This is a genomic window from Glaciimonas sp. Gout2 (assembly GCF_035018905.1).
In the GTDB taxonomy this organism is placed as follows: Bacteria; Pseudomonadota; Gammaproteobacteria; order Burkholderiales; family Burkholderiaceae_D; genus Glaciimonas.
On the sequence record NZ_JASJXA010000003.1, the window covers coordinates 131,663 to 146,941 of the forward strand.

General features: G+C 49.2%; 10 protein-coding genes. 6 read left to right on the forward strand and 4 right to left on the reverse strand.

Going from position 1 to position 15,279, the window contains the following annotated elements; genetic code table 11:
* Positions 1-1,398, reverse strand: coding sequence for an MFS transporter (locus QN379_RS04245; protein WP_322236387.1), 1,398 nt, complete (start codon positions 1,396-1,398; stop codon positions 1-3).
* A 328-nt stretch (positions 1,399-1,726) separates the two neighbouring features.
* On the opposite strand from QN379_RS04245, the gene pabB reads away from it, so the two are divergent.
* Positions 1,727-3,688 (forward strand): aminodeoxychorismate synthase component I, encoded by a 1,962-nt coding sequence (gene pabB, locus QN379_RS04250; protein ID WP_323506093.1) that lies wholly within the window; start codon positions 1,727-1,729, stop codon positions 3,686-3,688.
* Positions 3,689-3,827: 139 nt separating this feature from the next.
* Here pabB and QN379_RS04255 read toward each other — a convergent pair whose 3' ends face one another.
* Together QN379_RS04255 and QN379_RS04260 are read right to left on the reverse strand one after the other, a co-directional pair.
* Positions 3,828-5,192 carry an MgtC/SapB family protein gene (locus QN379_RS04255; protein WP_323506094.1) on the reverse strand — a complete coding sequence of 455 codons (1,365 nt, stop codon included), beginning with the start codon at positions 5,190-5,192 and terminating at the stop codon, positions 3,828-3,830.
* 437 nt (positions 5,193-5,629) lie between these two features.
* Entirely contained in the window at positions 5,630-6,571 is a 942-nt protein-coding gene (locus tag QN379_RS04260) for a LysR family transcriptional regulator (protein ID WP_322236392.1), read from the reverse strand.
* 424 nt (positions 6,572-6,995) lie between these two features.
* Between QN379_RS04260 and QN379_RS04265 the strand changes: the two genes are divergently transcribed.
* From QN379_RS04265 to QN379_RS04275, 3 genes are all read left to right on the forward strand, one after another.
* Positions 6,996-7,781, forward strand: a complete 786-nt coding sequence (locus tag QN379_RS04265) for an SDR family oxidoreductase (RefSeq protein ID WP_323506095.1) — start codon at positions 6,996-6,998, stop codon at positions 7,779-7,781.
* Between the two features lie 41 nt (positions 7,782-7,822).
* Positions 7,823-8,767 carry an SMP-30/gluconolactonase/LRE family protein gene (locus tag QN379_RS04270; RefSeq protein ID WP_323506096.1) on the forward strand — a complete coding sequence of 315 codons (945 nt, stop codon included), beginning with the start codon at positions 7,823-7,825 and terminating at the stop codon, positions 8,765-8,767.
* A 649-nt stretch (positions 8,768-9,416) separates the two neighbouring features.
* Positions 9,417-10,502 carry a hypothetical protein gene (locus QN379_RS04275; protein WP_323506097.1) on the forward strand — a complete coding sequence of 362 codons (1,086 nt, stop codon included), beginning with the start codon at positions 9,417-9,419 and terminating at the stop codon, positions 10,500-10,502.
* A 185-nt stretch (positions 10,503-10,687) separates the two neighbouring features.
* Here QN379_RS04275 and QN379_RS04280 read toward each other — a convergent pair whose 3' ends face one another.
* Positions 10,688-12,853 (reverse strand): FUSC family membrane protein, encoded by a 2,166-nt coding sequence (locus QN379_RS04280; RefSeq protein ID WP_323506098.1) that lies wholly within the window; start codon positions 12,851-12,853, stop codon positions 10,688-10,690.
* A gap of 493 nt (positions 12,854-13,346) precedes the next feature.
* Here QN379_RS04280 and kdpF point away from each other — a divergent pair, with 493 nt between their 5' ends.
* Entirely contained in the window at positions 13,347-13,436 is a 90-nt protein-coding gene (kdpF, locus tag QN379_RS04285) for a K(+)-transporting ATPase subunit F (RefSeq protein ID WP_322236400.1), read from the forward strand.
* A complete protein-coding gene (gene kdpA, locus QN379_RS04290) occupies positions 13,436-15,256 on the forward strand; it encodes a potassium-transporting ATPase subunit KdpA (protein WP_322236402.1) in 1,821 nt (606 codons plus the stop codon). Before kdpF ends, kdpA begins: the two co-directional genes overlap by 1 nt.
* Positions 15,257-15,279: the final 23 nt, after the last annotated feature.

The following is a 15,279-nucleotide window of genomic DNA, read 5'->3' on the forward strand; positions in this document are numbered from 1 at the left end:
TCATGAGATGGTGCGACGTCCAGACATTTCATCGCCGGCATCCGATTTTAATTTTATCGCGAAGGGCAGTGCGGTGGCTGCAATGATCGCGATAGTGAGGAACGTTGGCCAAAAGTCGGCGCTGACAATGGTGGTGTGGCCCTGAATCTGATTAGACAGTTGAAGTGAGTACCCGCCCACAGTCACACCCATGCCGATGGCCAATTGTTGCGCCACGCTGGTCAAGCTGGTTGCCTGGCTCATTTGTTGTGGCTTTATGTCGGCGTAAGCGATCGCGTTGATGCTGGTGAACTGCATGGAACGGATGCAACCACCCAACAGCAGTAAAGCGCCCACAATGATATGTGGCGTGTCCGCAGTCAGAGCGCCAAATGCCGCCATCGATGCCGCCCCCAATAGCGTGTTATAGATCAGCACCGTTCGAAAGCCAAAGCGTTTCAGCACGAAAGTGGTGATCGTCTTGACAAACATGGCACCGATTGACGATGCGCAGGTTAGCAAGCCGGATTGAAACGGCGACAGGCCGAATCCCAGCTGAAATAATAACGGCAGCAAGAACGGCAAAGCACCGATGCCGATGCGAAATAATGAACCGCCATAGATATTCATGCGTAGTGTCGGAATTGACAACAGACGCAGATTCAGCAGCGGATGTTCGCAGTGAAACGCATGCCACACATACGCCACCAGCGAAGTTGCACCGATTGCCATACAAATGAACGAGACGTCACTATTCACCAAATGCCGTCCGGCGCTGGCAAGGCCAAACATCAAGCAAGAGCAACCAACCGCCGAAAGAATAAAGCCGATCCAGTCTAACGGCACGGTTTGTTCTTCTCGCAGATTTTGAATATAGCGATTGGCGAGATAGATGCCGACGATACTGATCGGAATATTAATAAAAAATATCCAGCGCCAATGAAAGTAGGTAGTAATAAATCCACCAAGCGGAGGGCCGATGACAGGGCCAAGTAGCGCCGGAATGGTCAGATAACTTAGCGCCTTGACCAGGTCGGCTTTCGAGACCGTGCGCAATATTACAAGCCGCCCGACCGGAACCATCATGGCACCGCCAATACCCTGAAAGAAGCGCGCGGCGACAAATTCTGCCAAGGTATGCGACATTCCACACAGGATGGAGCCGAGCATGAATACGCCGATAGCTGTCCGAAACACAGTGCGCGCGCCGAAACGATCGGCCATCCAGCCGCTGATCGGGATGAATACCGCCAGACTGACAAGATAAGACGTCATGGCCAGTTTCAGCGCAATCGGACTTTCGCCCATGTCGAGCGCCATGGCGGGTAAGGAGGTGGCAATGACCGTCGCATCCATGTTTTCCATGAACAGCGCGCAGGCAACAATGAGGGGAGTGAGAAAAACACGAGAAATTGCCATGAGCGATGATGGATAGTGCCGTTCTATGGCACCGTCAAAGCTGCCGTTGGACTGAAGTGTTAAGTACGTCAGGAGCTGTCGGACTTATGGGATAAAAGCAAAAATAGCCCGTTATTGGACAAGAAACTGGCGAAATATGGATCATCCAGTTTATTTTAAAGCCGATTACCCCTAAGTCCGAAAGGCACTTAGTATAGCGCTTTGGCGTATCCTTCGCCGATCAGGTAGCATATGTGCTTCGTTGCAATGTTCTTTTGACGGCGTGCAGGATGCTTTTCGCTTTCTGTAAAATTCAAAAAATGATCTTTATTCCCGACTCGCATTAACTATGACTTCAGGTTTCACATTTTCGCCACCGCACATTGAGGCGCGCAGCGTTGATAGCATCACACTGGCCGATTCTGATTGTTTTGCTTTATTCGATGATCGATGTGCTGACGACGCGGCGAAGGTTTCTCGTTTGTACACTGATTATCGGTGCACATTGCAATGCCACGACGCAGACTCGTTGCCGCGATTGCTTGCTCAAATGCAGAAGGCATTGCAAGATGGCCTGCAAGTGGTGACGCTATTCCACTACGAACTGGGTGCGGCAATGCACCGTGTGCCGTTAGTTATTTCTAAATCGTCCCAAACAATTGAGCCGCTCGCTGAAGTATTGCTATTCGGAACCTGCCAAAAATTAACCGCGCTAGAAGTTGACGATTGGTTGAGGCAGCGCGCGCTGGTAATGAGTAATCCCCAGTTGAACGGTCTGCTACCAGATCAAAAAACGGCATGGTCGGATGCAAACAGCCTATCTGGCATAGCTAACGTTCTCCCTAATGTTGACCCGAACGAATTTGATCAGGCAATTGCGCGTATCCACGCTTACATCGAAGCCGGTGACACGTATCAGGTGAATTACACGTTTCGCCTGCATTTTGACGTCTACGGAAGTCCGTTGTCGCTGTATCGCCAATTGCGCGAACGGCAACCGGTCCCTTATGGTGCGCTGATCGCATTACCGGATGGTCGTGCGGTGCTATCGCTTTCGCCTGAGTTATTTGTGCGTCATGACCAAGGCGTGCTGACCGCACGACCGATGAAAGGCACAGCCGCCGCCAGTGATGACAGCGATCAGAATCAGCGGACAGCCCTGGCATTGGCCGCAGATCCAAAAAATCGCGCAGAAAATCTGATGATTGTGGATTTATTGCGCAATGATTTGGGCCGGGTGGCGCATTGTGGATCTGTATACGTACCAAAATTATTTGAAGTCAGCCGATTTAATACGGTATTGCAAATGACTTCTACTGTCACTGCGCAGTTACGTGGTGATCTCGGCCTGACCGACTTAATGACTGCGTTGTATCCGTGCGGTTCGATTACTGGCGCACCAAAACTACGGTCCATGCAGATTATTGCCGAACTGGAAAAGGCACCGCGGCGTTTATATACCGGTGCAATTGGGTGGTTTGATGCGCCGTTGGGAGAGGATCAAATAGGAGATTTTTGCTTGTCGGTACCGATTCGCACGTTGTTGCTGGAAGCCGAAAACGATGAAGGCATTCGTCATGGCGAGATGGGTATCGGTGCGGGTATCGTGTACGACAGCGTAGCCCAAGATGAGTACGCCGAATGTGTGCTGAAAGCACGGTTTTTAACGGGACTTCGTGCTGATTTTTCCCTGTTTGAAACGATCTATGCAACTAGCAAAGACGGTTGCCGAGCGCTGGATTTACACCTAAATCGTTTGCGGTCGTCTGCCGTGTATTTTGGTTTTGAATTTAACGAAGCGCAGTTGCGTAGCCGCTTGGATAAAGTCGTAGCAAGTTTGACCGCTAATGGTGCACATCGCCTGCGATTAAGTTTATCGGCGGATGGCACCTCGTCTGTTACCAGCGCACCCATGAATTCGCTGTCTCAACCGGTTAAGGTGATTATTTCTGATGCACCGACGGAAAAAAACGATCTGTTTTTACGTCACAAAACGACCCAACGAACTCTCTATGACCATGCGTGGAAATCCGCTGAACAGCAAGGTGCATTTGATATGTTGTTTTTTAATCAGGCCGGTGAATTGACGGAAGGTGGACGCAGCAACGTATTTATTAAGCTAGCCGGACGTTGGTACACGCCGCCGTTAGTGAGCGGTTTGTTACCCGGTGTGATGCGCAGCTTGATTCTGAATGATTCGACCTGGAATGCAACGGAACGCGCCTTGACGCGTGAGGATCTTCAATCTGCCGAACAGGTGATGGTATGCAATGCACTGCGCGGTGCGATGGCCGCCGAAATTATCTGCTAATTTCTGTCGTCATAAGTGTGGATAGATACTGGTGGATGGATACTGGTGGTTGGATACTTGTGTATGGATACTTGTTGATAGATACCTGTGGCTAGATACATGTTGATGAATACCTGCTGATGCATGAGATCAGATTGTCTTAATAAAACTGCGCCAGGATTGGAAACTGTTTCACCAGCAACGGTATTACGTGCGCGGAAGCTAACGCGCCAACAATACCGACGATAGATATCGACACCATCGCCAACGATAGCCGCACTGTCAAACCACGATTGCGCGCCCGTAATACCAAAGGAAGATTAATCAGGACGCTCGCCAACGATGCGATCACCGCGCCGGTCGATACGACATGCGCAGATATTGCGTTGTTGGTCAGTAAGCTAGCCGCGGCCGCGACAGCGCTGGCACTAGATACAATCCCACCGATCAGGCTGACGGCATAAAAGCCGAACTCGCCGAAGTAATTTTGGGTCAGGACGCCAGCGATGTGCAATATCAAAAACAGCAGTCCATACTTTAGCGCCGCAGGCACCGAGAATGGCAGCGGCAAATCGACCGGTTCAGCTTGATGATCATCGGTTGTGCGATTTGCATTGCGGTCCATGAAGAACCAGGCCGCATTGACTAATAGCATCAGGAAGAACGGCACCGCCGCCGTCAATGCCGCCGCCGGTGCCAGAATAAATAAGAGGCAAGCGTTACGTATCGTCATTGCAGAAGTTGCCAGCAAAATACCGCGATAGGCGGCACTGACTGTTTCCGGATGATTGTCTTTTGCGCGTGATGCCATCTCGTTGACGGTGACGCTGCTATTCACTAATCCACCCAAAAATCCCGCTAGAGCGATTCCCCGTGTTCCGTAGATTTTCCAGAGTACGTAGTTGACGAAGCCAATGCCCGCAATCAAAATGACTGTAATCCACGCTGCACGCGGTTCGATCAAATTCCATGGCCCAATCGGCCCCATCGGCAATGCCGGATAAATTACGATAGCCAAAATCGCCAACATCAACGCCGAGCGCATTTCGGCCTCAGTCAGGCCGACGCTGAATCCTGCAAGGCGATCTTTCCATGCCAATAACGCCGTGACGATCACCATCACGGAGGCCGGTGTTGCGGTGTGGCCCTTGCCACACAAGATACCAATCACGCAGGTAACCAACATGGCAGCCGAGGTCGTCAACTCGGTGCTGACGTGCGTTCGCAATCGTTGCAGGTTTAAAAAGATGGTCAAACCACCCGTCAGAAATAAAATAAGATAGGCGTAGTTATCGCCGAGAATACCGCCCATTCCACCCAACAGAGCAATCAGGCCGAATGTCCGTAAGCCCGCTTCTTTGCCGCGCCGCTCCCGCTCTAACCCTATCAAGAGTCCCAGCGCTAGTGCCAATCCGAGTCGTGTCAGGCTGATCAAATACGGCCATTTCACTTCGGGCAGCGACATGCCGATCTGGATCAGTGGTTGTGCGGCGATATTGATGGTATGAGGATCGATAACTGTCATGTAGGGCAAGCTTATTGTTGTTAGAGGAAACTATAAACGGAACGCGTGCACTTTGCTGAACTGAGATCAAAGTCTGACGATAAGACAAAAGAAATAGAATAAAGAAATAGAATAAAAAAATCGTTCTTTACTAAAGCAACCTCCCATCGGATTGTTGCAGATCGATGGAGGACACTTAATGAGAGGTGACTAAGGAAGCGCGCCCATTACATCTTAACTAAGCATGCGAGCATGCGTCCGCTTCTGGCATGTCAGTCGGGTTAACCGAGTAAGTCAAACTGAGACCGAAGCACAATCGACCCAACTGTCGATCAACTTATAGATTCTGCTAAAATTTCAGCGAGAATCCAACTACGAACAACGATGTATTATGCGCCAATTTATTATATAAATCATTTATTCGCCAATCGAGCGCTATTTGCTCAATCAGACTACGCTCAATAAATCGTTTTCGCAGCCTCTCGAATAGCTTGCTGCAAAATCTTGGCGCCCGGTGAAAGTAGTTGATTGCGCCGTGTGATGATGCCGAAGCCATCCATTTTGCAAGGTAACTCAATCGGCAAAATTGCCAGGACGTTTAGTTGAGCGTAGAAGCGTGATACCTCGACCGGCATAACATGCAAAAAGTCGGTTTGCTGAAGCAGGCTAATGATGGCCAGCGCCGCAGTGGTGTCGATCACATTTGAAGGCGGTGGCAAACCATTTTTGTGAAACATCATATCGCTACGATGACGCAAAATACTGCCGCGTGGCGAGAGTATCCAGCCCGCGTCAGCAATATCTTTTAGCTGCAAATTTGACACGTTCCGTAACGGGTGATCAATGCGAGCGACCGCACATACCGGTTCATCTGCCAGTTCTTCATATTCGAGATTGCCGTTATCTTCCTGATCAAGGATACGCGCCACCATAAAATCTAGCGAACCACGTTGCATGCGTTCCAGCAGGATATTACTGCTTTCGATTTCAATACCAATCCGTAACATCGGCGAGTGCTGCTTCACACGCGCAATCGCAGCGGGTACCAGATTCATCCCCGGCGTAAGAATCGCACCGACATCCACCTGTCCGGACAAGCCTGATTTGAGCGCCGTGATGTCATCGTGCGCCTGGGATAAACTCGTCAACGCCATTCGTGAATGGCGGATCATCGCATCTCCGTAAATCGTCGGTTTCATGCCGCGTGGCAAGCGCTCAAAAAGTTGTACATCCAGCATGTCTTCCAGATCCTTTAATTGCTTGGATGCGGCTGGTTGCGTCATGTTCAGTGCTTCAGCGGCCCGATGGATATTGCGTTCTTCGTCGAGTGCAATCAAAAGTAAAAGCTGGCGCGTTTTAAGCCGTGCGCGGAGAAACCAGTTGCTGTCGCTGTGTGACATATGTTGTCCCAATTAACTAATTATTATCAATAGGACTTACGCAAAATCTCAGTTACCGGAATGCGTTCTCCTAGCGACTTGTACGGCCCGACTTATGCAGCCCGGAATCCACAGACTGTCTTCCGTTGCAGTGTGGGCAGGCGGTTGCTCGGATCGTATTACGTAAACCTTGTTGAATAAGGTCTTTTTAAATGATACCAAATTCAGTATTGATTGGGCGTAATAATTCATTAGAAAGATATCGCATACTTCTTTACAATCATCGAGTAATAATCGGACACTAATGTCTAGTGAGCGCTATTTTCTCAAAGCAGTACTAGATGCGTCGGTCAATGCCTGGCGTTGAGGCAATAGTTTTACTGTCCTCCGTCAAATTTGAGCGTCAGCCAACGCGATTAATAATCTCTCAACAGGACACAAGAACATGACCAGCTTGAACAAAACTTACGCCAGCTATCCTAGTTTGATGGACCGCACGGTCTTGATCAGCGGAGGAACAACCGGCATTGGCGCCGATATCGTCGCGCAATTTGTGGAACAGGGCGCAAAGGTAAGCTTCCTTGGACGTAATCGCGATGCTGCAGAAAAATTGATCGCAGCAGTCGCGGCCGAAGGTTCTGGCCGTCACGTGCCACTTTTTTTGCAATGTGATGTCTGCGATATTCCGGCACTGCAAACTGCGATTAGCGCAGCGCGCGATCACTTCGGACCGATTTCGGTATTGGTAAATAATGCCGCCAATGATCAGCGTCATAGCATTGAAGAAACCACCGTCGCCAGTTGGGATAACGGCATGGCAGTTAACTTACGCCATCAGTTTTTTGCGGCGCAAGCAGTGATGACTGACATGCAAAAATTGGGAGGCGGTTCCATTATTAATTTAGGCTCAATTAGCTGGAAAAACAAAACCGGCGGCATGCCAGCGTACACCACATCAAAAGCAGCGATTCAAGGCTTAACCCGTTCTTTAGCGCGTGATTTAGGGCCACATAATATTCGCGTCAATACCTTGGTCCCTGGCTGGGTAATGACCGAGAAGCAAGTCACAATGTGGCTCGATGAAGCCGGTGATCGTGAAATTGATCAGATGCAGTGCCTGAAGGCCCGTCTTGATTCAGCCGATATTTCGCGCATGGCATTGTTTCTGGCAGCCGATGACAGCAAGATGTGTACTGCGCAGGATTTTATCGTCGATGGCGGCTGGGTTTAATGCAAGCGCCATTAGCACAAGCAATACAAACGGAAACCAAGATGACGACAGTTAAATTGCTGGTAGATGGCAAGCATTTGCTAGGCGAGGGTGTCTTATGGTGCGAACGCTCCGGACGCTTGTTGTGGACCGATATTCTGGCATCGCGGCTGTGGTGCCACACGCTTGCTAATGGCGAAACTCAAAGTTGGGCGATGCCTGAGATGCTGGCAACCTTTGCGCTGACGTTGGACGATGACAGATTGTTGCTGGGTCTTGCATCACAATTGGCGTGGTTTCACTTTTCCAGCGGCAAAGTCACGCCGATTGTCGCGGTCGAATCCGACCTGCTCACAACCCGTATTAACGACGGCCGTTGTGATCGTCAGGGGCGGTTCGTATTCGGCACAAAATCCGACGCCTCAGATCGTGCGCCGAATTGCAGCTTCTATCGCCTCAATACAGATTTGACACTTGAACGCTTACCGCTTTCTCCCGTCGTGATCAGCAACAGTATCTGCTTCAGTCCAGATAGCGCAACGATGTATTACTGCGACACGATCAGCAACACGATTCGCTGCTGCGACTACGAATCGTTAGACAAAACCGTACCGGTACAAGCCTTCAACAATGACCGCCTATTCGCGGACCTGCATGATCAACCCGGCTCACCGGACGGTTCCACCATCGATAGCCAGGGCTGTCTATGGAACGCCCAATGGGGCGGTTACCGTGTTGTGCGTTTCACCCCCGACGGTCAAATCGACCGTATCATCGCCATACCAGTATCCCAACCTAGCTGCGTCGCCTTCGGCGGACCCGGATTGTCCACGCTGTTTGTCACAACAGCCCGCGAAGACTTATCCGAACAAACGTTACAATCAGAGCCACAAGCTGGCGGTGTTTTTAATATATCGCTCGAAGATGTGCGGGGTTTGCCGGAAGGGCGGTTTAAGGGGGGGGCGGTGCTTAGCGGGTTAGAGTTGGACCTTTATAAGCCAACATAATTACGTGACTTAGCAAATTATGCGCAGTGACAAATGAATAAATCAATCTTTCAACGCCTGAAAAACTGGACGAAATCATCGTCGTAATTTGCGGTTGAAAGATTTTTTAAAACATAATAAAAAATGTTGAACCTGACGTTTTAATTTGCCGATGTTCACCTTTAAACGACAATTCATGTAGTGCGCAGCTCGTCTATCTTGGATAGTTTATCTATGTAAGCTGCCACATGCCAAAATGTATCATCGTCGCACGACAATCGTAGTGGATTTACCCATCCATAATTAAGTAATTTACTTATTAACTAGGTTCCGCCTATGTTATTGCCCAAAATTACGCCTATTATTTCGCACGTTACTTCACAAACTACATTCGGCAGGCGCGCTATATGGTGCAATTTTTTCAGTCAGGCGATGCGCATTGTCGAAGGCAGGCGAGGGAACAGCTATGATTTTTTTCGGCATCACTCATCCCCAGAATACGGGGGAGTGCTTTCTATTCTCTTTCACTGCTGGCAAGTGCAAGCACAGTATGTGCTAGCGATAAAAGCGGTGACGCTTTCTGATCGCTATTAAGTGAGAAGCGGCGTTAAAACAGAATTTTATTCGAACCAGCACTACAACTGACAAACACTAAAATCCCATGCTCTCTATGAAAAAATCCTATTGCTTTCTATTCCTGACAACAGCCGTAATTTTTACGACTCAACCGGTCTTGGGCAGTGAGGTATTCGTTTTAAAATCTTCTGAACCACACTATTTAACAACCGCAGTTGCTCCGTCCTGTGTCACAGAAGCGCGTGCAATTAGCGCGAATGGCAAGTTCGTCGTTGGAGGCAGCGACGTTAAGAGCGATGGCAATTGTAATCCCCATGCCTTCGTATGGTCTGAAAAAACAGGCATGATAGACATCAATGAAGATGCGGCACCTTGGTCATGGGCTACTGCCGTCAATATGGATGGAACTGTTATTGCCGGAATGCTGCAACGCCCAGGACGAGAAGATCCACGTCCATTTAAGTGGACGGCAGAAACAGGTATCGTTGATTTGACACAAATCAACGCTCAATTAGAAACTTTTTGTCCTGCTGTGCTAAGTGCTGATGGAGCAACAATGGGCGGAAGGATTCTTAATCCGAAGAACAGTGCAGAAACACGCGCCGTCTTGGTTTCAAACGATGTCATCACCTTTCTTGGATCGAAACAAAAAAATGAAGCTTCTCGTGTAAAAGCTATGACACCCAATGGTGAAGTTGTGGTTGGAGAAATTAATAACCATGTATTTAGGTGGAAAAAAGGAGATGGATTAAAAGATATATCTATAGTTAAAGGTCGACGCCTATCAAGCTATGCAAATGGCGTAAGCGATGATGGTTCGGTCGTCGTCGGTTCAGTGTTCATAGATGGCGCAGAGCGCGCATATCGGTGGACAGAAAAAGAGGGCATAAAAAATTTAGGCACGCTAATTAAGACCAAAGGTACATATGATGTGTATTCAAAAGCCTTCGCTGTCAGCGGGGACGGCAAGATTGTGTATGGAATTTCATCCGCCAACAGTGAAGAAGAAAATCACTTATTTCGATGGACTGCCGACACAGGAATGGTGGATTTAGGAAAAACAACCGGGAATATTTCAGAGCGCAATATTGCTGGAGTATCGTCCGATGGCAGCATATTGGCTGGGTCTGCACCTCACGGAGGATGGGAAAAAACTGCATTTATACAAAAATTAAACTAAATCTCAACATAAAACACTACAAATCAATTTAATTCGAGAATTCCAGCCGACTTAAATATTTACTTTTATTTGCAACTGCGCTAGTACTTTGAGCCTCTGAAATTTAGCTCTCCATAGATGATAAAAACAAACTCACCGATGGCATACTACATTTCAGGGAACTCCGAATAACAGTCAAATCACACTCAACCCAATATCCGTCCAATATCCGCACTTCTCAAAGAAATCTTATCCGCATCCTGATACAGCAACTCAACCCGACGCTGCAACGGCCACCAACCCTTCCACAAAGTAGTCTCAGCCGTTATGTCAACCGGCTCAACCGACAACTCATTCGTGTCTGTCAACGGATCACTTTTAGGGTTAAGAACCTGCTCAGCAAGCGTCAAAGAAAGGCAAACATGCGTAGTTGCCTGTTGCAACAGCGCATTCACCGCTGGCCGTGGCAAGCTCTCCTGATTTCGCCTGAGCAGCAAACGCATTGCCGCCACATGCGCCATGACCAGATAATTTTGTACGATAAATTGATTCAGTTCTTCCACCGCCCGATGTTTGCTGGCGGGCTCGTCCAGCATGCGGACAAGTGTGGAAACCAAATCCGCGATGCTGTCGAGAAAGCGTTTGCGAGATAGCCGATAAATAAAGTCATCCGGGGTTTTTGCTTGCAGCATATTATTCGCCGCTTCCAGATACCCCATATTGCTCGTGAGTACGCGACGCACAAGCTGCGGCAAGGTCCGATATTCCCAGCTTGGCAGCACAAAGCTGAACGCAGTGGCAATTGCGGCGCCTATAATCGTATCCAGCAGGCGCTCGCCAATGACATGGCCGCTACTTGGAATCACTAAATTAATTTGTAGCAGAATCTGCATACTGGCGGCAATCGCCGTGTAGCGGTATTTAACGTAAATGAATGCGGGTGCAGCTACCGTCGCGAGGAATAAAAAGCCCAGGAGGGCGACTGGTTCGTGTACGAAACGCAGGATCAAGGCGGTCGCTACGCAGCCAATCAGGGTGCCGAGCAGACGGTCGCTTCGCCGTTGTTTAGTCTGACTGAAACTGGGTTTTAAAATGATGGCAATCGTCAGCACGATCCAGTATCCATGCGAGGTATAGGGCAGATGCTCTGCGACCAGCAGGCCGACTGTAATCGCCATTGCTCCGCGCAAAGCAAAACGAAACGCTGGTGATTGCCAACGCAAATTGGCTAGCAATACGCCCAGTTGATATTTTTGCTGCGTCAGAAACGGCGTCATGTCCGCGCCCAGCATATCCGGTAATTCGCCGTGCGCGCCTTGCGTAGCGCGATGTAATTCGTCGATCATGTCGACTGTGTCGCGTATTTTGTTATAGGTGACGCGGATCAAATCCATTGCCGCTTCCGGTATTTTTCCGGCCAGGCTATCTTGTTGAAGCTGTTGCAATTCGACTTCAATGGCACGAAATTCAGCTTTATAACTGATCGTTCGGAAGGAAGCACGCTTGCGCGTGATGGCGTAAGCGATAGTCTCGATATCCTTGGCCGCCTTGTTGATCAGGTCGCGAAAATAGGTCAGGATGTCGGCATCGGCAAAATTCTGGCGCAACTCCATATAGTCGGTGTGGGTCGACAATATATATTCATACAAATCGAACATGCCGAAATGTACCTGTACGAGAATCGCATTTTGTTGGCTTTTTGGACCACGTAAAATCAGATCGCGCGACGCTTGCTGTTTGTCTGCCAGTACAATTTGTTGGCGTACCAATCGATTAAACTGATTGTTTAGTTCGACATGCATGTCGTAAAAGTCGGCTTTGATATCAAGGTAGCGCGCCAACTCAAATAATGCTTCGGCCAGAATTTGTTGTTTAATACGACGGCGCAAAAACCACGACACCACCATCGAATATCCCAAATAAGCCATGCCGCCGCCAAAAAATACGCCGGTATGCAGAAATGCGCCTGCGATGGAGACGGTATTGCTCATGGATAGCGTCATCGCGAACAGTGCAGCGAATTGCAAGGGCATTGCCTTCTTGCCGTAGACCACCATCATGCAAGCCAAAAATGTGACGAGTACCAGCATGATGCTTAACAGCCATTGAAACGGTGCGCAGAGACTAATAATCAACGTCACGATCGAACACAGCAATACGCTTGAAAGCATCTCGTTAAACTTGTGCCGCAAGGTGCTGGGCAAGTCCATCAAGCTGGTTGATAGCGCACCGATGCAGACCGTCATGGCGGTCGGCAGATCGGTGAACGGCAATACCAGCAAGGTGAAGCCGACGATGCCGGTGCCTATTCGAAGGCCGGTATAAAAATAGTGACTGAAAATAAACGTCCGTAAATCCAGGGCGTAATGCATAAGTAGTCTCTATAGCAATGACGGCAACGCGGGAAGTGTACCGCGTTTGCCCGTCGTTATTGTTAGCATCAAGGCAAAAAAATGCTGCGCTAACGATCCTAACAGGTTCAATTACGCAAAATAAATACTGCGAACGTCTATCGCTACATTCCCGTCCGTCGAGCGCCCGTTATGCAAACGATTAGCTTTAACTGGCGTAGCGGCGGTTTTTATCACGTTGCTCCGCCTGCTTGGGTTAACAGCTTTGGCATGTGCCCGATCAATTTGATCGCGATATAGCATTTATACCCGCATTTTTACACTTTGTTTACACCCATCATCATAGTCTTTACACCGTTTTTAGAAGCTTCCCGATAGCCTGTAGTTGTTGAAACAATGTAATGAGGGCAATGATGGATTTTCTAATGGATGGACTATTTGTCGCAGGGATCGTGGTGTTTTTCGGCCTGACCTGGGCATTGGCAGTTGGTTGTAAAAAGCTGGAGGATCGGAAATGAATCCCTTTTATGTGCTCGGCGCGGTCGTAACGGTGGCGCTGCTGGTGTATTTGATATTGGCGTTGTTGAACGCGGAGGATTTCTGATGACTTCCCAATCAATATTGCTGCTGGCAGCGTTCTTAATCGTCTTGCTGGTGCTGAGCTATCCGCTTGCTAAATTGATCGTCCGGATTGCGGGTGATGAACCAATGCCGGGCATGGGTTGGTTGGCGCGCTTTGAGCATGGCTTATATCGACTTGCTGGTATTACGTCGAAAGACGAAATGGGTTGGAAGAGCTATGCGTTAGCGTTGCTTATTTTCAATACGCTCGGCGCGCTTGTGACGTATGCGTTACAGCGCGTTCAGGTTTGGCTTCCGCTCAATCCGCAGCACTTTCCTAACGTTTCACCAGATTCTGCCTTTAATACGGCTGTGAGTTTTATTAGCAATACCAATTGGCAAGCCTATAGCGGTGAAAGCACCATGAGTTATCTCACTCAGATGCTCGTTCTGGCTGTGCAGAATTTCTTTTCAGCCGCTACCGGAATTGCCGTGGCATTTGCATTGATTCGCGGATTTGCGCGCCACTCGTCGCATTCGGTGGGTAATTTTTGGCGCGATATTACCCGTTCAACGATGTATTTATTATTGCCGTTATCGCTGATATTTGCCGTGTTGTTGATGGGTCAAGGCGTAATTCAGAATTTTGATGCCTATAAAGATGTTTCGCTGGTGCAAGCGCTAACTTACCAACAACCAAAAGTGGGCGCTGATGGCCAGCCGATAAAAGACGCGAGCGGCAATCCGGTTCTGGAAACGCTGAACACGTCGACTCAAACCCTAGCGATGGGTCCCGTCGCATCGCAAGAGGCGATCAAGATGATCGGCACCAATGGCGGCGGCTTTTTCAATGCCAATTCAGCGCATCCTTATGAAAATCCGACCCCGATGTCGAACTTCATGCAGATGTTGACTATTTTCCTGATTCCTGCGGCGCTGTGCTTTGTATTTGGCCGCATGGTCGGAGATATTCGTCAGGGTTGGGCAGTGCTGGCGGCGATGACCATCATCTTTGTGATTATGACGGTGGTCGTGTTGATCGCTGAGCAGCAATCACATCCGGGTTTAAGCGCGCTTGGTATTGATCAGGCCAATAGCTTGTTGCAGTCTGGCGGCAATATGGAAGGGAAAGAAACACGTTTTGGCATTAGCGCTTCGGCTTTGTTTGCCGCTATCACTACCGCTGCTTCGTGCGGTGCGGTGAATGCAATGCACGACTCCTTTACCGCACTCGGTGGCATGGTGCCATTGGCTTTGATGCAAATGGGTGAAGTGGTATTTGGTGGTGTTGGTTCGGGTCTGTACGGCATGTTGGTGTTTGCCATTATGGCGGTGTTTATTGCCGGATTAATGATCGGTCGCACGCCTGAATATCTTGGTAAAAAAATTCAGTCATTCGAAATGAAGATGACCGCGATTGCGATTCTTGCGGTGCCTTTATTGGTTCTTGGTGGCACGGCCATTGCGGTGATGGTGACAGCTGGTACGGCCGGCATTCTCAACCCCGGCGCGCATGGCTTTACCGAGATCCTGTACGCCTTCAGTTCTGCTGCTAACAATAACGGTAGCGCCTTTGGTGGCTTGTCAGCCAACACACCGTTCTACAACATCACGCTGGCAATTGCCATGTGGTTTGGACGCTTTGTGATCATTATTGCGATTCTGGCGATCGCTGGCTCGCTCGCAGCAAAGAAACGGTTGGAAGTGAATGCGGGAACGATGCCGACACATGGTCCTTTGTTCGTCGTGCTGTTGATCGGGATTGTTGTGTTAGTGGGTGTGCTGAATTATGTGCCGTCATTGGCCTTAGGTCCGATCGTTGAGCATCTGCAAATGTCCGTCGCGCCAGCGCTAGCACATTAGTCGCCACATAAATAATAAGGAAC

Bases quoted from the DNA above. Each gene is read 5' to 3' on its own strand.
- QN379_RS04245 (WP_322236387.1), bottom strand. From the start codon at position 1,398: ATGGCAATTTCTCGTGTTTTTCTCACTCCCCTCATTGTTGCCTGCGCG.
- QN379_RS04260 (WP_322236392.1), bottom strand. From the start codon at position 6,571: ATGTCACACAGCGACAGCAACTGGTTTCTCCGCGCACGGCTTAAAACG.
- QN379_RS04270 (WP_323506096.1), top strand. From the start codon at position 7,823: ATGACGACAGTTAAATTGCTGGTAGATGGCAAGCATTTGCTAGGCGAG.
- QN379_RS04280 (WP_323506098.1), bottom strand. From the start codon at position 12,853: ATGCATTACGCCCTGGATTTACGGACGTTTATTTTCAGTCACTATTTT.
- QN379_RS04265 (WP_323506095.1), top strand. From the start codon at position 6,996: ATGACCAGCTTGAACAAAACTTACGCCAGCTATCCTAGTTTGATGGAC.
- QN379_RS04255 (WP_323506094.1), bottom strand. From the start codon at position 5,192: ATGACAGTTATCGATCCTCATACCATCAATATCGCCGCACAACCACTG.
- kdpF (WP_322236400.1), top strand. From the start codon at position 13,347: ATGAATCCCTTTTATGTGCTCGGCGCGGTCGTAACGGTGGCGCTGCTG.
- QN379_RS04275 (WP_323506097.1), top strand. From the start codon at position 9,417: ATGAAAAAATCCTATTGCTTTCTATTCCTGACAACAGCCGTAATTTTT.
- pabB (WP_323506093.1), top strand. From the start codon at position 1,727: ATGACTTCAGGTTTCACATTTTCGCCACCGCACATTGAGGCGCGCAGC.
- kdpA (WP_322236402.1), top strand. From the start codon at position 13,436: ATGACTTCCCAATCAATATTGCTGCTGGCAGCGTTCTTAATCGTCTTG.